The following is an 18,035-nucleotide window of genomic DNA, read 5'->3' as shown; positions in this document are numbered from 1 at the left end:
CAACAGGAAAAAGTATAGAACCTTTTATTATATTTTATGAACTATCTCAAACATTTTTTCAGCCGAAAGGTGACGTAATTTGGTACACTTATATTTAGAAACTTTAAGGAGAAAATAATGGCTAAAGATAAATTGTTACTGATTGATGGAAATAGTGTTGCTTTTAAAGCGTTTTTTGCGCTGTACAATTCATTGAGCCGCTTTACAAATGAAGAAGGTTTGCACACAAATGCAATTTATGGATTCAATACAATGCTCGAACTGATGTTAAATTACGTAGAACCCACTAAGGTGTTGGTTGCCTTTGATGCAGGGAAAACGACCTTTAGGACGAAGATGTATTCTGATTACAAGGCTGGTCGAGCTAAAACACCAAGTGAATTCTCAGAACAAATGCCATATATCAAAGACCTACTCACGAGTCGGGGCATTAAGACTTATGAACTAAAAGATTATGAAGCAGATGACATCATCGGAACTTTGGCGCATGAGGCTGAAGAGGCAGGTATTCAAACGACGATTGTTACCGGAGATCGTGATTTAACACAACTAACCTCGGATCTAACAACCGTCTCTGTTTCTAAACGAGGAGTAACCGATGTTGAACATTACACCCCAGAGTTTGTGAAGGAAAAGTTGGGAATTACCCCAGAACAAATTATTGAGATGAAAGGGTTACAAGGCGACAATTCCGACAATTACCCTGGTGTTACTAAGGTTGGTCCTAAGACGGCTGTCTCCTTAATTCAGCAATTTGGCAGTATTCAAGGCGTTTATGATCATATAGATGATATTACTGCTAAAAAATTGAAGGAACATTTAATTGAGGATGAGGATAAAGCTTTTAGAGCGCGTCAATTAGCTACTATCAAACGTGATGCACCAATAAAAATCGGACTTGAAGACCTGACTTATGATGGGCCAGTGATGGAAAAGTTGATCGATTTTTACCAAAAGATGAATTTCCAATCATTTTTGAACAAATTAAGTGATCAAGGTGTAACCGGAACTGCAGTGGAAGTGGATTTAGAGGATATTTCGTATACAGTTTTAAATGAGTCCAATTTGGATGAAATATCTGACTTATCAGATGGTGCTGCCTTTTATCTAGAAATGCCAGAAGATAATTATCATACTTCACCAATGACCGGCTTCGTTATCGGGTCAGGGAACGAATGGTACGTTAGCCGAGATGTTGATTTGCTCACAAAATCGGAACTCAAAAGTTTTTTGCAGAATGACCAAATTACGAAGGACGTTTTTGACTTAAAGCGAACTTATGTTGGACTAAATCGATTAGGGGTCAAACTTTCATCTGTTGATTTTGATTTATTACTTTGCTCGTATTTACTGGATACAAATGACAATAATAATGATTTAGGTAAATTAGCTAAGCAACATGGGTATAAAGAAATTGAAACTGATGAAGAAGTTTATGGCAAGGGTGCAAAACGAGAAGTACCGCTAAATGATGATATTTTGTACAGCCATTTTGCCCGTAAAGAAAAAGCCATTCAAAAATTGAAACCTCAACTATATAAAGAACTGCAAGAAAACAATCAAATGGACTTATATTTAGATTTGGAACGACCTGTTGCGTTCGTTTTAGCCAGAATGGAAATTGCAGGTATTAAGGTCGATGCCGACCGACTTGAAAGCATGAAGAGTGTCTTCAAAGAAAAGCTTAGTGAAATAGAACTGACAATTTTTCAAGAGGCTGGAGAAGAATTCAATATTAGTTCACCAAAACAGTTGGGAAAAATTTTATTTGAAAAGTTACGACTACCGATTATTAAAAAAACTAAGACTGGATATTCTACTTCGGTAGATGTGTTAGAGAAACTTGCTGCTGATGCGCCCATAGCAGAGAATATTTTAAGGTATCGGCAAATCTCAAAAATTCAATCAACTTATGTGGAAGGTCTCCTAAAGGTCATTCATCCTGAGGATCAGAAGGTGCATACCCGTTATGTCCAAACTTTAACCCAAACGGGACGACTTTCATCGGTTGACCCTAATTTGCAAAATATTCCAGTTCGATCTGAAGAAGGACGACAGATTCGGCAAGCCTTTATTCCACATACGAAAGGTTGGCAGATTTTTTCATCTGACTATTCACAAATTGAATTACGGGTTTTGGCACATTTAACTGGTGATGAGAATTTACAGAATGCGTTTAAAAATGGTGAGGATATTCACGCAAGTACTGCTCGAAGGATTTTCCGATTAGCTCCAGATGCCGAAGTGTCTTCAAATATGCGGCGCCAAGCTAAGGCAGTTAATTTTGGAATAGTCTACGGAATTAGTGATTTTGGGCTTTCTCAGAATATCGGTATTACTCGAAAACAGGCTAAAGAGTTTATTGACACTTACTTTAACGAATATCCAGGTGTCAAGGAGTACATGGACGATATCGTTAAACAAGCTCGTGATCTAGGCTATGTCGAAACCATTTTACACAGACGGCGGTATCTTCCAGATATTAATGCTAGAAACTTTAACCAACGGAGCTTTGCCGAAAGAACCGCTATGAATACACCAATTCAAGGTAGTGCGGCAGATATTATTAAAGTTGCCATGATTGAAATGGATAAGGCATTAAAAAATATGGAAGCAACAATGCTTTTGCAGGTTCATGATGAATTGATTTTCGAAGCACCAGAAAGCGAAATTGAAACACTCAGTAAATTAGTACCAAGCATTATGGACTCAGCAATTAGTCTTGCCATACCTCTTAAAGTTGAAAGCCATTTTGGACCAACTTGGTACGACGCAAAATAATTATTTCTTTTGGGGGTAAAATAAGATGCCAGAATTACCTGAAGTTGAAACAGTTCGTCGTGGTTTAACGAATTTGGTGAAAAATGCCGTAATTAATAGTGTGGAGGTCAGATACCTTAAGATGGTTTCACCAGAATCTCCGCTTTTTGAACAGGCGTTGCAAGGGAAAACAATCGAAAGGATCGATCGTCGCGGGAAATACTTACTTTTTAGGTTTAACGATCATTTAACGATGGTTTCTCATCTGAGAATGGAAGGTAAGTATGATGTACAACCAGAGGGATCTGTGGTCACTAAGCACACCCATGTCATTTTTCACTTATCGGATGGTCGTGAGCTAAGGTACACAGATACAAGAAAATTCGGACGAATGCGATTGATTAATACCGGGGATGAAAGTGTCATTCCAGGGCTGAAAGCCATGGGACCCGAGCCAACGGAAAAAACGTTAAAACTCGATTATATGAAGAAAATTTTTCGAAAAAGTCACCGAACAATCAAACCATTCTTACTTGATCAAAGCAAAATCGCCGGATTGGGTAACATTTATGTTGATGAGACACTTTGGCTAAGTCAGATAAACCCACTACAACAGACGGATGAGCTACCGGATGAAAAGATTGCTGACCTGAGGGATGCTATTATTGATGAAATAGGTATTGCAATTAAAGGACACGGCACTACGGTACATTCCTTTTCAACTGCTTTTGGAGAGGCGGGTAATTTTCAGAATCATCTTCACGTTTATGGTAAGCAGGGGGAACCATGTGAGCGTTGTGGAACAACTATCGAGAAAATAAAGGTTGCACAAAGAGGCACGCATTTTTGTCCCCATTGTCAGCCAATTATCGGAGATAAATAACTTGAAGGTTATTGGATTAACGGGTGGAATTGCAACTGGAAAATCAACTGTTTCGAAAATTATTAGGGAACAAGGCATTTCAGTTGTGGATGCTGATGAAATTGCGAGACAATTAGTTGCTCCTGAATCGGAAGCACTAAAACAAATTATTAGCTATTTTGGAACTGATTATTTAAGTGAAACTGGCAAACTTAACCGCAAAAAATTAGGATTACTGGTTTTCACGAACCCTCAAAAGCTGATTGAGCTTAATAACATCATGAATCCACTGATAAAAGAAGAAATTAAAAGGCAGCTCAAGACCCTTTCAAATCAAGGGAAAAAGGTAGTCGTTCTCGATATGCCAACGTTATTTGAAGCGCACTTTGAAAACTTGGTAGATGAAATTACTGTTGTAGAAGTTCCTGAATCGGTTCAATTGGAGCGGCTGATGCGTCGGGATAATTCAATTAAAAGTGATGCCCAAAGCCGAATTGATAGTCAATTACCATTAAAAGAAAAAATTGCCAAGGCATCATTTGTCATTGACAATTCGCATGCTGTTGCGGAAACAAAAGCACAAGTGTTAAAATGGCTAGCAAGTGAAGAATTAGAGAATACCAAAAATAAATGAGGTGACAATTAATGCAATGCCCACACTGTCACCACAACGGTTCTAGAGTTGTTGATAGTCGTCCCACTGATGATGGACGTGTTATTAGACGACGTAGAGAATGCGAAAATTGTGGTTTCCGATTTACAACGTTTGAACGAGTGGAGGTTACACCACTTCTTGTTATCAAAAAGAATGGAACTCGAGAAGAATTCAGTAGAGAAAAAATATTACGAGGTATCATTCGGTCAGCAGAGAAACGTCCTGTTGGAATGGATGTCATGTCTAAAATTGTTGATGAAGTTGAAAATGAAGTTCGAGCTTTAGGTGAGAATGAAGTTTCAAGTCAACTAATTGGTGAGTTTGTTATGAAACGGCTAGTTGATGTGGATGAAATTGCTTATATCAGGTTTGCAAGTGTTTATCGGCAATTTAAAGATATGGGCGTTTTCTTCACAGAATTAAAAGGAATCATGGAACGAGATAAAGAAAAGAATACAAAAAAAGATAAGTAATTTGTAAAGGTGCGAAAAATCATATGGCTGATTCTTGGCAGCAACTAAATGCGAAAGACCATTTTAATATTCAAAGCAAGAGTCGTCTTTCAAACATTGACGAACAGGTTCTAAGCTTATTTTATGAACCAATAATTGGACCAGTTTCATTTTCATTAATTAATTGGCTTTGGACCCATTTTCAAATTGAGGGAAAGTCCGCTCAAGGACAAAATGTTGAATTACTGAAGACGCTTAATGTTGATTTGCCAACCCTTTATGAAGCACGTACAAAATTAGAGGCAGCGGGGTTACTTCGAACTTACGTTAGTGGAGTTCAAGGAACCCCGTTGTTCATATTTGAATTAATCGAGCCATTGAAACCAGATCAATTCTTCCAAGATGATTTATTGAGTATTTTATTACTCGATATTATCGGAGAAGATTCATACAAGAATTTAGCAAATGAATTCATTTTGACGACAGATATGCCTACAGATTCAAAAGATATTAGCAAAAGCTTTTTAGAAATTTTTCATGTAGCCAGCGATAAATTACAAACGAAGCCAGACTTAATTTCAAACATTGGGAATCAGGCCCAGCAAGTTTCCCAAAAAAGTGTACGGAAGGAAATTCAAGATGAAAATGATTTTGATTTCCAATTTTTGGCTGAAATTCTGCAAAAGTCATACGTAGATACAACGCAATTAAACGATTTTCGAACCTTAATTTTGACCGAACATATGCTGTATGGCTTGGATGAAACCGCAATGGCAAAAGTAATAACTGCAGCTACCGATATTGCGACTAATAAATTTAATCCTAATCGGTTAAAGACACTAATTTCTGAGCAATATGAGCGTCAAAGCAAATCCCCAGTTCATGAAAAAGTAGCTGAGTCTGATGAAGAGGCCGTTGCAAGTACAAATGAGAATTCATTTTCAGCAAAAGAAGTGGCACTTTTAAATTCAGTTAAATCCTATGATCCCGTTGATTTTTTAAATGGTATTAAACAAGAAACGGGTGGCTTTGTTACATCTGGAGAGCAACGAATTTTAAGAGAATTAGTTAGTCGTCAACTCTTTTCGACTGCTACTGTTAACGTCATGATTTTTTACATTTTAAATGATAGGGCGCTTCCAACACTAAATAAAAATTTGGTGGATACTATTGCAAATGATTGGTCACGAAGCAAGGTTAATAGCCCTGAGTCGGCATTAGCTGAGATTCATAATCATCAAAAGGGCAGAGATGGTGGATCACACAGTAAAAAGCGTACCCAAAGTGGTGCCCCGAAAAGGGTAGAAACACTACCAGATTGGGCAAAAGATGATTATACGCCGAAGCAACCAGCACAGTCATTATCAAAGGCTGAAATTGCAGATTTGGACAAACAACTTTCAGAACTACAGAATCGAAATTCTGAAGAAAAGGGGGATTAGCTAAATGGATAACATAAGCGAGTCAATGAAACAGTGGATGGATCGAAACAAGCAAACGGAACATTATCGCCAGTTAATGGGTGAAGTTTATAAAAATCCTGACGTTTTAAAATTTATTTCTGACCATAAGTCTGAGTTAGATGAAGCTCATATTGATCGGTCTGCCGCAAAATTGTACGAGTACGTGACTGAAAAGCAAAAATTAGAACGCGGGGAAACAACCTTCGCTCCAGGCTATAAGCCGGAGCTTGTCATCAGTAATCATTTAGTCGATGTTGCATATACTCCAACTGAAGAAACTTTGGAAAGACAGCGAGTTAAGTCTGAAAAGCGTAGAGTGAAGTCAATTTCGATGCCAAAATTGGTTCAAACTGCAAACTTATCCGAATTTGATAAAGATCAGAATCGAGTTTCTGCATTAAGGGAAGCGATGACGTTCATTTCTAATTTTGAGGCTAGTCCCAAAAAATATCATCAGGGTTTGTATCTTTATGGCAGCTTTGGAGTTGGGAAAACCTATCTCTTGGGCGCTATCGCAAATCAGTTAGCACATGATGGTTTCAATACGACCTTGGTCCATTTCCCGAGTTTTGCGGTAGAAATGAAAAATTCAATTTCAACAAACAATGTTTCTGAAAAGCTTGAGGCTGTGAAACGGTCAAAAATATTAATGCTTGATGATATTGGTGCAGACACTGTTTCAGATTGGATTCGTGACGAAGTCTTAGCAGTTATCTTGGAGTACCGAATGCAAGAAGAGCTTCCCACATTCTTTTCCTCAAATCTTTCAATGGAGCGGCTTGAAAAAGAATATTTAACAGTTTCAAAAAAGAGTGAGGCACCCCTTAAAGCGAAGCGAATCATGCAACGGGTCCGCTTTTTATCTAAACAGATTGAGATGATTGGTGAGAATCGTCGGCCAAATTAATTTTAATTTTGGGTTGACGAATATTTATTCCGGTGGTTAAATGAGAATTGTAATATAAAAGCGAATGAGAGACACAATTCAATTATCGTAATTTCAGAGAGAATTAACCTAGTCTGTGAGTTGATTTATTGCGATTCTTGAGTTACCACTTTCAGATGCTGCTTGGTGGATAATATCAGGCCGGTTTGTAATCGTTAAAAGCATTAGAGGTTTTCTAATTATATTCTTAGAAAATAAAATCGGGTGGAACCACGCTATTAACGTCCCCAGTATGAGTTTATTCATGCTGGGGATTTTTGTGTTCCCTTCGATAAATAAAAGGAGAGAGATATTATGTCAGAGATTTCTATTAAGTTTCCAGATGGCAATGTAAAAAAGTTTGATCAATCAGCCTCTGCAAAAGATGTGGCTAAATCTATTTCAATCAGCCTTGCCAAAAAAGCAGTTTCAGCCAAGCTTGATGGTCAATTAGTTGACTACGAGGCACCTTTAAATCATGACGGTGCAATTGAAATTGTAACGGCTGATTCAGAAGATGGGTTAAAAGTGCTCCGCCAATCTGCTGCACTTTTGCTTAAATCAGTTTTGAAATCAAAATATCCTGAAATTCGATTTGGTGAAAGCTCAGCAGACGATGAGGGCTTTTACGTTGACACCGATAAAGATGATGGACAAGTAAGCGTTGATCAATTAGAAGAACTTGCAAGTGATATTGCCAAAGTAGTCAAAGCGGGTGAATCAATTGAACGCGAAGTGGTTGATAAGAAAGAAGCATTGAAGCGAGTTGATGGTGATCCTTATCAGACCCAACTCATCAATGAGCAAGCTAATGATGAAGTCGTTTTCTATAAAGTTGCTGGAAATAGCGTCTTAGGTGATGGTGTTCAACTCCCTAATTTGAAGTCATTAAAGCACTTTAAGCTTCTTTCAGTTGCTGGTGCTTATTGGGAAGGAAAATCTTCAAATCCAATGCTTCAACGGATTTACGGAACAGCATTCAACAGTGACGCAGACTTACAAGCTGATTTGAAACGACGACAGGAAGCACGTGAACGTGATCACCGTGTAATTGGGAATGATTTAGATTTGTTCTTCGTTGATCCTAAAGTTGGAGCCGGATTACCTTACTGGATGCCAAATGGTGCAACAATTCGTCGAACTATTGAACGATACATCATCGATAAGGAAGTTAATAATGGGTATCAACATGTTTACACGCCAGTTTTAGCTAACCTTAATCTATACAAGCAATCAGGACATTGGGATCATTATCGTGAAGACATGTTCCCACCAATGGACATGGGTGAGGGCGAAGAACTTGAATTACGTCCGATGAACTGTCCAAGTCATATTCAAATTTACAATCATCACATTCGCTCATATCGTGAATTACCATTACGTATTGCTGAACTTGGGATGATGCACCGTTATGAAAAATCTGGTGCCTTAAGTGGCTTGCAACGAGTTCGTGAAATGACATTGAATGATGGTCACACATTTGTTGCGCCTGATCAAATCCAGGATGAATTCAAAAAAATCTTGAACCTAATGGTGGATGTTTATCATGATTTCGATATCAACGATTACACGTTCCGTTTAAGTTATCGTGATCCAGAAAATACTGAAAAGTATTTCGATGATGATGAAATGTGGAACAAGGCACAAGAAATGTTGAAGGCCGCTATGGATGATCTTGGTTTAAACTATGTCGAAGCTGAAGGTGAAGCTGCATTTTACGGTCCAAAGCTTGATGTACAAACTAAGACGGCTATGGGAAATGAAGAAACGCTATCTACCATCCAACTTGATTTCATGTTACCTGAAAGATTTGATTTACATTACGTCGGTTCCGATGGTGAAGAACATCGTCCAGTTATGATCCATAGAGGTCTTGTTTCAACTATGGAACGTTTCGTCGCCTACCTAACAGAAATTTATAAGGGCGCTTTCCCAACTTGGTTAGCACCTAAGCAAGTAACAATCATTCCAGTCAGCGAAGAGAAACATGGTGATTACGCTGAAGGTTTGCGCAAGGAAATGGCTGCTGCTGGCATCCGCGTTGATGTTGATCGTCGTGGAGAAAAAATGAACTATCTGATTCGTGATGCACAAACGCACAAGGTGCCTTACACAGTTGTTGTTGGTGATGCCGAAGTTTCAGATAGTAGCGTCAGTGTTCGTAAATACGGTGAACAGGATTCTATTTCTAAATCAAGTGCTGACTTCTTAAAACAAGTTCTTGATGATGTTGCAAGTTATAGTCGAGAAGAATAGGCTTAACGAAAGTAACAAAGTAGCTTCTTGACAATTATGGAATTACTTGGTAGTATTAAAAAGTTGAGAAAAAGTAGAGGCTCCCGCTTCTCGCCTTAATAATTTTAGATTGTTGGGCAAAATACGATTAAACCTGAATTTTCGCAAGAATGACAGGACTTAATTTGGCGGGCGCAAAAGCGCTCGCCTTTTTATTTTAATTAATGAGTCAAGCTGCGTTTCTCAAAATCACTTGGAGGTGAATAACCATAGCAAACGATATGTTAGTTAATGAAGGCATTCGTGCCCGGGAAGTTCGTTTGATTGCAGGCGATGGTGAACAATTAGGAATTAAGAGCAAGCAGGACGCTCTTAAATTAGCTGAAGATGCTGAATTAGATCTTGTTTTAGTTGCTCCTAAAGCGAAGCCACCGGTTGCTCGTATTATGGATTACGGTAAGTACCGTTTTGAAATGCAAAAAAAGCAACGTGAAGCTCGTAAAAAGCAGAAGGTTGTTAGCATTAAAGAAGTTCGACTAAGTCCTACTATTGATACGAACGACTTCAATACCAAGCTAAAGAATGCCAAAAAGTTTTTAGCTAAAGGTGAAAAAGTCCGAGTTTCAATTCGATTCAAGGGTCGAGCAATCACGCATAAGGAAATTGGACGGCAAGTACTTAATCGGATGGCCGAAGAAACCAACGATGTTGCTACTGTTGAACAACGACCAAAGATGGATGGTCGAAGCATGTTCTTGATGCTTTCACCAAAGCTTGAAAAATAAGTTAATTTGTAAACGGCTATTGCCGAATTATAAGGAGGATTTTGTATCATGCCAAAACAAAAAACAAACCGTGCTGCTGCAAAGCGTTTTAAAGTAACTGCAAAGGGCGGTATTAAAAGCGCCAATGCTTACACGAGTCACCGTTTCCACGGTAAGACTAAGAAGCAACGTCGTCAACTACGTGGCACATCAATGATGGAAAGTACCACCATTCTTAAGACTTACAGACAATTACTACAAAAGTAATACTTAATCAAATAACGGAAAGAAATTAGGAGGAATTCATTATGCCACGAGTTAAAGGTGGAACAGTTTCACGCGCACGTCGTAAAAAGGTATTAAAGCTAGCTAAAGGTTACCGTGGTTCAAAGCACCGTTTGTTCAAGGTTGCTAAGGATCAAGTAATGAAGGGTCGTTTGTACGCATTCCGTGACCGGAAAGCTAACAAGCGTAACTTCCGTCGTATTTGGATTGCTAGAATTAACGCATCTGCTCGTATGAATGGTTTAAGCTACAGCAAGATGATGCACGGTTTAAAACTTGCTAACGTTGAAGTTAACCGTAAGATGTTAGCTGATTTAGCAGTTAATGATGCTGAAGCATTCAATGCTTTAGCTGATACAGCAAAGAAAGCATTAGCTTAATTAATAAAATAAGAATTTGGCTGGAACAATATGTTCCAGCCTTGTTTTTTATTTATAATTATAAATAATTACGGATAAGTTTATTTGAAGTATCTTAGTCTAATGGTAAAATGAATGTTATTGAAAACGATACAGAAGGGGTCAGTTATGCTTGGTCAATTTAAGCCGACTTGGATGGTTAGTGCGATATATAATATAACGCCGACAGAACTAAATAAACGGGGAATTAAATTGGTTCTTACCGATTTGGACAATACGCTAATCGCGTGGAATAATCCCAGTGGTACCATTGCCTTAAAGAATTGGATGCAGGAGTTAGAAAAGGCTGATATTCAGCTAGTTGTTGTTTCTAATAATTCAAAACGACGAGTCGGCCAGGCTGTTGGTCCCCTTGGCTTACCATTTGTTTGCCGAGCATTAAAGCCCCTCCCGTTTGGTATTAATAAGGCAGTTCGTAACTGGAAGGCTACTAAGGCTGAAACAATTATGATTGGTGATCAACTACTCACTGATGTTTTGGCAGCAAACAGCAGCCATGTTAGAAGTGTGTTAGTAAAGCCGATTATCAAAACTGATGCCTGGGTAACCTGGTTTAATCGATTTGTAGAACGCTATGTAATGAAAATGCTAGTTAAGAAATATCCAAAACTTACTTTTCGGGAGGATTTATATGACTGAAGATGAACCACTTGTTAACGATGAAGACTTATACTGTATCGGTTGTGGTGCAAAGATCCAAACAACAGATCGTGATGCACCGGGATACACACCAGAATCAGCTTTAAAAAAGGGCATGGAAAATAATGAATTATATTGTCAACGGTGTTTTAGACTAAGGCATTATAATGAAATCGTGCCAGTTGGATTAACCGATGATGATTTCTTGAAATTATTGAGTCAAATTCGGGACGCAGACGCACTCATTGTTTACGTGATGGATATTTTTGACTTCAATGGTTCCGTTATCCCTGGCTTGCACCGATTTGTCGGAAACAATCCAGTTTTACTTGTTGGGAATAAAGAAGATATACTTCCCAAGTCTTTAAGGCGTTCAAAGTTAAAGGATTGGTTGCGTCAACGTGCCAATGAAGCAGGGATTCATCCAATTGATGTCGCATTAGTCAGTGCAAAAACAAATCAGTCGGTAGATTCGCTCTTGGTACAGATTGATAAATATCGGAAAAATAGGGACGTCTACATTGTCGGGGTTACGAATGTTGGTAAGTCAACATTAATTAACCAAATTATTCGACAAAATACTGGTAAAGCTGACTTAATCACGACATCACGATTCCCTGGAACAACATTAGATCGAATTGAGATTCCGCTTGATGATGACCATTTCTTGGTCGACACTCCCGGTATTATTCATGCAGAGCAAATGGCACATTATTTAAATGGTAATGATTTAAAAATTGTCACACCTCAAAAGTCAATTAAGCCAAAAGTCTATCAGTTAAATGAAGGCCAGACACTATTCTTTGGCGGCGTTGCTAGATTTGATTACGAAAATGGGCCAAAAAATGGCTTTACAGTGTACGCAGAAAATAATTTATACATTCATCGAACAAAATTAGAGAATGCAGATAGTTTATATGAAGCCCAGTTAGGCAAGTTACTTTCACCACCAAGTACGGAAGAGGACATTGAGGCTTTTCCAAAACTAGTTCGTCATGAATTAAAGACAGCGAAAAAGAGCGATTTAGTCATTGAAGGACTTGGCTGGGTAACAGTTCCAGAAGGTGTAGTCGTAGCTGGATGGGCGCCAGAGGGTGTAGCAGTTATTTTGCGAGATGCAATGATATAAAAGGAGAAATAGATGGAACTTCGTGGAAAACAAAAGAGATATTTACGAGCACAGGCTAATAATCTTAGACCACTTTTTTCAGTTGGTAAAAATGGGTTAACACAATCATGGATTGATCAATTAGCAGGTGGATTAGAGAAACGGGAATTAATTAAAATTAATTTATTACAAAATGCAGATGCTACAACGGCTGAAGCAAAGTCATATATTGAGGAAAACTCCAACATTCAAGTCGTCCAAGTAATCGGACGAGTTTTGGTCCTTTATTTACCTGCTAAGGAAGAAGAATATCAAAAGCTTTCTTCAGTTGTTGAACATATTTAAGGAGTGACTAGTGGTGGTTAATGTTTTTGAACGTACTAAAACTCAGACCGTTAAACTCTTAGCAACTAGTATCAAAAAAAAGAGAGTTGGTATTTTGGGTGGTACTTTTAATCCTCCCCACCTTGGACACCTCATCATTGCAGATCAGGTTGCAGATCAATTAGATTTAGATGAGGTCTTATTTATGCCGGATGCAACTCCCCCTCACGTTGATAAAAAATTAGCAATTGATGCAAAAGATCGTGCTAAAATGGTGGCGGCAAGCATTCATAATAATCCGCGTTTTCACCTAGAGTTAAGTGAAATAATGCGTGGTGGCGTCAGTTATACCTATGATACGATGCTGGAATTACGTCGGCGTCATCCTGAAAATGATTATTTTTTCATTATTGGCGGAGATATGGTTGCTTATTTACCGAAGTGGCATCGAATCGCGGAACTACAAAAGATTGTTAAATTTGTCGGCGTGCGACGTGAAGGGTATGAGATTAAATCTGATTTTCCTGTTATTTGGGTGGATGTGCCATTAATTGACGTGAGTTCAACGTTAATTAGGAAGAAAATTAGAAATCATCATTCGATTCATTATTTAGTGACACCGGGTGTAGAGCAATATATAAAGGAGCATCAATTATATCTTGACTGATTCCATTATTTATCATGAAAATATTACGTCATATTCTAGGGAAGAATTGTTGAGTAAAATTAAGCAACAATTGCATGAATCACGGTTTAAGCATGTTCAACGCGTTGAAAAAACAGCAATACAACTAGCTCAAGAAAATGATGTGGATCCTGAAAAGGCCTCTATTGCTGGACTAGTACATGATTATGCTAAACAAAGGTCTGATGACGACTTTAGACAAGCAATTGTTGACTATCAACTTGACCCAGATTTGTTAAACTGGGGTAACGCCATCTGGCACGGTATTGTTGGAGCTGAGTTAATCAAAAAGGAACTCAAAATATTTGATGAGGATATTTTGGATGCGGTTAGATACCATACGACTGGCAGTACTTATATGACAACTTTAGCTAAAATTATTTACATGGCAGATTATATTGAACCTGGCAGAAATTTTCCTGGTGTTGAAATGGCACGAAAAGTGACACATGATAATCTTGATGATGGGGTTGTATACCAGACAGCAAGCACGTTGAACTACTTGATTTCAAATCAAAAGCCTATTTACCCAAAGACAATCGAAACATATAATGCTTGGGTACCAGGTGCTTCTGATAAAGTAAAGGAGATATTAAATGGATAGCAAACAAATTTTAGAGATCGCGGCGAAGGCTGCCGAGGACAAACGAGCTGACGATATTGTTGCGCTCGACATGGAAGGGTTAAGTACCGTAACAGACTACTTCCTAATTATGAACGGTGGTTCAAAACGTCAAGTACAAGCCATTACCGATGAAATTATGGATAAAATGGCAGAGGCTGGCGCTGAAGTTAAGCGGGTTGAAGGTCGAGATGCTGGCCGTTGGGTTTTAATTGATTTAGGAGACGTCTTTGTGCATGTGTTTGATGAAGATGATCGAACTCATTACAATCTTGAGAAACTTTGGTCTGATGCACCGTTTGTTGACTTAAGCAAGTGGATTGAGGCTTAATAATGATTTATTCAACATTTGCAAAATTATATGACGAACTTTTTGATCCAGCTATGTACGATGAATGGCTGGATTTTGTCAACCAAAATATAGAACGACGGGATGGTCAGCTATTAGATTTAGCTTGTGGAACGGGGCGACTCGCTGTCAAGTTACTTGAGGCTGGCTATTTAGTGAGTGGATTTGATCTTTCAGATGAGATGTTGAGTTTGGCGAGAGTCCATGCGGAAGAAATTGGAAAAAGCCTGCCACTGATGCAAGGAAATATGTTAGATTTATCAGATTTAGAATCCTATCAAAATATTACTTGTTTTGCTGATTCATTTTGTTATTTAACAGATGAAGATGAACTTGAACAAGCATTTGGTCAGGTTGAAAAGCATTTAAAGGAAGGCGGTCAATTTCTATTTGACGTGATCTCTCCCTATCAAACGGATATCGTTTATCCAGGCTATATGTATAACTATCAGGACGAAGAACAAGCATTTATTTGGAGTAGTTATGGGACTGATATTCCCCATTCCGTTGAACACGATTTAACTTTCTTTACTTTAGATGAAGACAAACAATCGTATGCTAGAGTTAGTGAATTGCACGAAGAAAGAACTTACCCGCTGGAGACATATAAATCTTTGCTTAAAAAAGTGGGCTTTAGAAATATTGAGGTAAAAGCAAATTTTGGTAAAGATGAGTTGAATGATAAAACAACCCGTTGGTTCTTTAGCTGTAGCCGATAGGAGGCGCATCATGGCAGTCATTGGAATCATAGCAGAATATAATCCATTTCATAATGGGCATATTAAGCAGCTAGAATTTGCTCGAAAATTGGATAAAGATGCGACGATAATCGTTGCTATGAGCGGTAATTGGATGCAACGAGGAGAGCCAGCCATTATTGATAAATGGCAACGAGCCAAGGCGGCCGTTCTTCATGGTACTAATCTGGTTGTGGAGCTTCCATTGAATGTTTCGGTACAACCAGCAGATATTTTTGCAAATGGTGCAATCAAGCTTTTAAAGCAATTAGGTTGTGACAAAGTTATTTTCGGTGCAGAACATCCTGATTTGAATTTTAAAGAATTGGTGGAAAATCGTCCGGGAAATATTGCAGAATTTCACCAATTTGATCAAACGTATGCGACAGCCTATCAGAATTATCTGACGGATCAAACGGGAATAAAATTAAAGGATTCAAATGATATTCTTGCATACGGCTATACACTTGCAAATTCACAGCTCACAGATCCGATGGAATTAATTCCAATGGCTAGGGTGGTTGCAGGGCATCAAGATGTAGAGATTGCGAGTGGGGCAAGGATTGCGAGCGCACAATCAATTAGATCTGCTGCTCAACGTGGGGAGTTTGTTAAGCTGGATCAGACGGTGCCCATAGAAACTAGAAAATTAATAAAAAATAGGCCACTTGTGAATTGGTCTCAAGCTTGGCCGCTACTTAAGTATCGCCTTATGACTTCATCGCCGTCTCAGTTACGAATAATTTATCAAATGACTGAGGGAATTGAATACCGACTTAAAGATGCGGTTGCTAATTCAACTAACATAAAAGCATTTTTTGAGAACGTAAAATCTAAACGATATACTTACACGAGAATTCAACGATTGTGTGTCTATGTTTTACTTCAAACGACTACGGATCAAATGAACACACGAATCAAAACGACTAGAGTGCTCGCATTTGACGATAAGGGACGATCTCAGCTTCATCATCTAAAGGGGTGGAACGGGATTAACTTAATTACTCGAATGACTCAGGCATGGGCAACAGGACCATATTTGATTGATGATACTGCAGATCAGGTGTGGAATTTAATGGCCCAAACGGAAAGTAATCAATTGAACCAAAAACCAATTTATATATCAAAAAAAATGGAGTAATCATTGTGCTATCAAGGAAATTACCTTGACAACAAAAATTACGACAGGTATAATAAAATTCGTTGCATTAGGAGGTAAAGTGATGGAATGGTCATTGGAGGACTTAGTAAAGAATCATCGAGATGAGCCTCTTCAATTTAATGAGACAACCGATGTTAAAGAGGATTTGCTTAATCGGAAACCGATGCAAGTTCTTGATGTCAGTCCTGTCCTTGTTAAAGGAATTGTCAGTGTGGAAAAAGGGCATGCATTAGTGTATGCACACGTTCTGACAAAATTGACGGTCCCATCTACCCGTTCACTTACACCAGTGGAGCTGAAACTCGATTTTAGTTTTACAGAGTTTTATGTTGCTGATGCAGGTGCATTAAAGCAGTTTGATGAATCAGATGTTGTCATCGTTGTTAAGAATGATTCAATTGATTTTGATAAAGCTGTTGCGGATAATATTCTATTGCAGATACCAATGCAAGTGTTGTCGAGTGATGAGAAGGCAACTGAGGAACTTCCAGAGGGAACTGATTGGGAAGTTATCAGAGAAGAAGATCTCGAAGCTCATAAGGCAGCCAATAAAGTTGTTGATCCACGTCTTGCAAAGTTAAAGGAGTTCTTCCCTGATCAGGAAGACAATCATTAGTGATCCGATGTGAGACATTAAAAATATTACACTAGTGGATAATTTTAAATTGAAGGAGGGGTTTATTGTGGCAGTACCAACACACAAAACGTCAAAAACAAAGAAGCGCATGCGTCGTGGACACATCAAATTACAAGTGCCTGGCATGAGTGCTTGCCCTAACTGTGGTGAGTTACGTAAATCTCATTATGTTTGCCCAAACTGCGGCTTCTATGATGGTCGTCAAGTTATTAAGACAAACAACAAATAGTCATTGAAAAACACCTATTGAGAACCGCGGTCTCTAGGTGTTTTTTGTTATCTTCTTTTATCAAACATTCTATGGCCATGAGTGAGCCACTTGAAATAAGGTTTCAACGGAATTCCTATATATTAGTTATTAAAAAGATGTTTTTAAATCTAAAAATGAATTTTTTACTGAATTTTGGATAAATTCACAAAAATATTGTGTCGCCGCTAACAAAATGAGTATAATGGTAAGGTAACCGCATACATAAACAAAGAAAAACAAAATAAAATTTGTAGTTTATGACTAAATTTTTTTCGAAGTGGGGGGATACGAACTTGGAAATGGAAGGAAATTTAACACCCATGATTTGGGCAGCCCAGTTATTGGTTGCCGTATTCTTTATTGCGGGATTTGTAAGCTTTTATACCGAAATTTGGAATCAGGCGTTCGTAAATCCACATAAGTCACAAAGAAAACGTACTGAGTTAAGAATCTTCTTACTAGTTTTAAGTATAGGGATAGCTTCAGTTTTACATTTTGCCGGATATATTAGTGGTTCAAGCTCAATGATGTACCATAACCTTGGGTTGTTCATCCTTGTCTTCGCACTTTTAGATGAAGAAATAAATCTTGGAGAATACTTAATTCGTTGTGCTGCACTTCTTATCGTATGGGCGATGCACCATTTTAGTGATCTTGTTTCAAGTAGTTTTGCTATTTCAATGGATTGAAGTCAATATTTGA

The 18,035-nt window shown here is 38.2% G+C and carries 21 protein-coding genes and 1 other annotated feature; all 21 genes read left to right on the top strand.

Annotated elements, in window-relative coordinates; translation table 11 throughout:
* Positions 1 to 117: 117 nt before the first annotated feature.
* The 21 genes from polA (at position 118) to FD44_RS07185 (ending at position 18,022) form a co-directional block, all read left to right on the top strand.
* Complete coding sequence (gene polA, locus FD44_RS07285) at positions 118 to 2,781, top strand: DNA polymerase I (RefSeq protein WP_010619971.1); 2,664 nt, start codon at positions 118 to 120, stop codon at positions 2,779 to 2,781.
* A 25-nt stretch (positions 2,782 to 2,806) separates the two neighbouring features.
* Positions 2,807 to 3,643, top strand: a complete 837-nt coding sequence (mutM, locus tag FD44_RS07280) for a DNA-formamidopyrimidine glycosylase (RefSeq protein WP_010619970.1) — start codon at positions 2,807 to 2,809, stop codon at positions 3,641 to 3,643.
* Between the two features lies 1 nt (position 3,644).
* Positions 3,645 to 4,256, top strand: coding sequence for a dephospho-CoA kinase (coaE, locus tag FD44_RS07275; RefSeq protein ID WP_010619969.1), 612 nt, complete (start codon positions 3,645 to 3,647; stop codon positions 4,254 to 4,256).
* 11 nt (positions 4,257 to 4,267) lie between these two features.
* Positions 4,268 to 4,750, top strand: coding sequence for a transcriptional regulator NrdR (nrdR, locus tag FD44_RS07270; RefSeq protein ID WP_010619968.1), 483 nt, complete (start codon positions 4,268 to 4,270; stop codon positions 4,748 to 4,750).
* A gap of 23 nt (positions 4,751 to 4,773) precedes the next feature.
* On the top strand, positions 4,774 to 6,171 hold the full coding sequence (locus FD44_RS07265; RefSeq protein WP_010619967.1) for a replication initiation and membrane attachment family protein: 1,398 nt from the start codon (positions 4,774 to 4,776) through the stop codon (positions 6,169 to 6,171).
* Positions 6,172 to 6,175: 4 nt separating this feature from the next.
* Positions 6,176 to 7,099 (top strand): primosomal protein DnaI, encoded by a 924-nt coding sequence (dnaI, locus tag FD44_RS07260; protein ID WP_010619966.1) that lies wholly within the window; start codon positions 6,176 to 6,178, stop codon positions 7,097 to 7,099.
* 333 nt (positions 7,100 to 7,432) lie between these two features.
* Positions 7,433 to 9,373 (top strand): threonine--tRNA ligase, encoded by a 1,941-nt coding sequence (thrS, locus tag FD44_RS07255; RefSeq protein WP_010619965.1) that lies wholly within the window; start codon positions 7,433 to 7,435, stop codon positions 9,371 to 9,373.
* A gap of 65 nt (positions 9,374 to 9,438) precedes the next feature.
* Positions 9,439 to 9,574 (top strand) — a sequence feature (ribosomal protein L20 leader region).
* A gap of 59 nt (positions 9,575 to 9,633) precedes the next feature.
* Positions 9,634 to 10,137 (top strand): translation initiation factor IF-3, encoded by a 504-nt coding sequence (gene infC / locus FD44_RS07250; RefSeq protein ID WP_010619964.1) that lies wholly within the window; start codon positions 9,634 to 9,636, stop codon positions 10,135 to 10,137.
* A 48-nt stretch (positions 10,138 to 10,185) separates the two neighbouring features.
* On the top strand, positions 10,186 to 10,383 hold the full coding sequence (rpmI, locus tag FD44_RS07245) for a 50S ribosomal protein L35 (protein ID WP_010619963.1): 198 nt from the start codon (positions 10,186 to 10,188) through the stop codon (positions 10,381 to 10,383).
* Positions 10,384 to 10,424: 41 nt separating this feature from the next.
* Positions 10,425 to 10,781, top strand: a complete 357-nt coding sequence (gene rplT / locus FD44_RS07240) for a 50S ribosomal protein L20 (protein WP_010619962.1) — start codon at positions 10,425 to 10,427, stop codon at positions 10,779 to 10,781.
* 147 nt (positions 10,782 to 10,928) lie between these two features.
* On the top strand, positions 10,929 to 11,459 hold the full coding sequence (locus FD44_RS07235) for a YqeG family HAD IIIA-type phosphatase (protein ID WP_010619961.1): 531 nt from the start codon (positions 10,929 to 10,931) through the stop codon (positions 11,457 to 11,459).
* A complete protein-coding gene (yqeH, locus tag FD44_RS07230) occupies positions 11,452 to 12,588 on the top strand; it encodes a ribosome biogenesis GTPase YqeH (RefSeq protein ID WP_010619960.1) in 1,137 nt (378 codons plus the stop codon). Before FD44_RS07235 ends, yqeH begins: the two co-directional genes overlap by 8 nt.
* Positions 12,589 to 12,600: 12 nt before the next feature.
* A complete protein-coding gene (gene yhbY / locus FD44_RS07225; RefSeq protein WP_010619959.1) occupies positions 12,601 to 12,912 on the top strand; it encodes a ribosome assembly RNA-binding protein YhbY in 312 nt (103 codons plus the stop codon).
* A gap of 13 nt (positions 12,913 to 12,925) precedes the next feature.
* Complete coding sequence (locus FD44_RS07220; RefSeq protein WP_010619958.1) at positions 12,926 to 13,558, top strand: nicotinate-nucleotide adenylyltransferase; 633 nt, start codon at positions 12,926 to 12,928, stop codon at positions 13,556 to 13,558.
* Entirely contained in the window at positions 13,551 to 14,180 is a 630-nt protein-coding gene (gene yqeK, locus FD44_RS07215) for a bis(5'-nucleosyl)-tetraphosphatase (symmetrical) YqeK (RefSeq protein WP_010619957.1), read from the top strand. Before FD44_RS07220 ends, yqeK begins: the two co-directional genes overlap by 8 nt.
* Complete coding sequence (gene rsfS / locus FD44_RS07210; RefSeq protein ID WP_010619956.1) at positions 14,173 to 14,529, top strand: ribosome silencing factor; 357 nt, start codon at positions 14,173 to 14,175, stop codon at positions 14,527 to 14,529. Before yqeK ends, rsfS begins: the two co-directional genes overlap by 8 nt.
* 2 nt (positions 14,530 to 14,531) lie before the next feature.
* Positions 14,532 to 15,266 carry a class I SAM-dependent DNA methyltransferase gene (locus FD44_RS07205; RefSeq protein WP_010619955.1) on the top strand — a complete coding sequence of 245 codons (735 nt, stop codon included), beginning with the start codon at positions 14,532 to 14,534 and terminating at the stop codon, positions 15,264 to 15,266.
* Between the two features lie 10 nt (positions 15,267 to 15,276).
* Positions 15,277 to 16,425 carry a nucleotidyltransferase gene (locus tag FD44_RS07200; protein ID WP_010619954.1) on the top strand — a complete coding sequence of 383 codons (1,149 nt, stop codon included), beginning with the start codon at positions 15,277 to 15,279 and terminating at the stop codon, positions 16,423 to 16,425.
* Positions 16,426 to 16,507: 82 nt separating this feature from the next.
* Positions 16,508 to 17,062 (top strand): YceD family protein, encoded by a 555-nt coding sequence (locus FD44_RS07195; RefSeq protein ID WP_010619953.1) that lies wholly within the window; start codon positions 16,508 to 16,510, stop codon positions 17,060 to 17,062.
* Between the two features lie 67 nt (positions 17,063 to 17,129).
* Positions 17,130 to 17,312, top strand: coding sequence for a 50S ribosomal protein L32 (rpmF, locus tag FD44_RS07190; RefSeq protein ID WP_010619952.1), 183 nt, complete (start codon positions 17,130 to 17,132; stop codon positions 17,310 to 17,312).
* A gap of 314 nt (positions 17,313 to 17,626) precedes the next feature.
* The gene (locus FD44_RS07185; protein WP_010619951.1) at positions 17,627 to 18,022 is read left to right on the top strand and encodes a hypothetical protein; all 396 of its coding nucleotides are present in this window, start codon (positions 17,627 to 17,629) and stop codon (positions 18,020 to 18,022) included.
* Positions 18,023 to 18,035 lie beyond the last annotated feature (13 nt).

Source organism: Secundilactobacillus malefermentans DSM 5705 = KCTC 3548 (assembly GCF_001436395.1).
Taxonomy (GTDB): Bacteria; Bacillota; Bacilli; order Lactobacillales; family Lactobacillaceae; genus Secundilactobacillus; species Secundilactobacillus malefermentans.
Note: the sequence above shows the minus strand (reverse complement) of the source record. Positions and strands in the feature narration are given on the sequence as shown.

Coding starts and splice junctions, on each gene's coding strand:
- yhbY (WP_010619959.1), top strand. CDS start 12,601: ATGGAACTTCGTGGAAAACAAAAGAGATATTTACGAGCACAGGCTAAT.
- FD44_RS07205 (WP_010619955.1), top strand. CDS start 14,532: ATGATTTATTCAACATTTGCAAAATTATATGACGAACTTTTTGATCCA.
- rpmI (WP_010619963.1), top strand. CDS start 10,186: ATGCCAAAACAAAAAACAAACCGTGCTGCTGCAAAGCGTTTTAAAGTA.
- dnaI (WP_010619966.1), top strand. CDS start 6,176: ATGGATAACATAAGCGAGTCAATGAAACAGTGGATGGATCGAAACAAG.
- FD44_RS07265 (WP_010619967.1), top strand. CDS start 4,774: ATGGCTGATTCTTGGCAGCAACTAAATGCGAAAGACCATTTTAATATT.
- thrS (WP_010619965.1), top strand. CDS start 7,433: ATGTCAGAGATTTCTATTAAGTTTCCAGATGGCAATGTAAAAAAGTTT.
- rsfS (WP_010619956.1), top strand. CDS start 14,173: ATGGATAGCAAACAAATTTTAGAGATCGCGGCGAAGGCTGCCGAGGAC.
- yqeH (WP_010619960.1), top strand. CDS start 11,452: ATGACTGAAGATGAACCACTTGTTAACGATGAAGACTTATACTGTATC.
- FD44_RS07195 (WP_010619953.1), top strand. CDS start 16,508: ATGGAATGGTCATTGGAGGACTTAGTAAAGAATCATCGAGATGAGCCT.
- mutM (WP_010619970.1), top strand. CDS start 2,807: ATGCCAGAATTACCTGAAGTTGAAACAGTTCGTCGTGGTTTAACGAAT.
- rplT (WP_010619962.1), top strand. CDS start 10,425: ATGCCACGAGTTAAAGGTGGAACAGTTTCACGCGCACGTCGTAAAAAG.
- nrdR (WP_010619968.1), top strand. CDS start 4,268: ATGCAATGCCCACACTGTCACCACAACGGTTCTAGAGTTGTTGATAGT.
- infC (WP_010619964.1), top strand. CDS start 9,634: ATGTTAGTTAATGAAGGCATTCGTGCCCGGGAAGTTCGTTTGATTGCA.
- FD44_RS07200 (WP_010619954.1), top strand. CDS start 15,277: ATGGCAGTCATTGGAATCATAGCAGAATATAATCCATTTCATAATGGG.
- polA (WP_010619971.1), top strand. CDS start 118: ATGGCTAAAGATAAATTGTTACTGATTGATGGAAATAGTGTTGCTTTT.
- FD44_RS07235 (WP_010619961.1), top strand. CDS start 10,929: ATGCTTGGTCAATTTAAGCCGACTTGGATGGTTAGTGCGATATATAAT.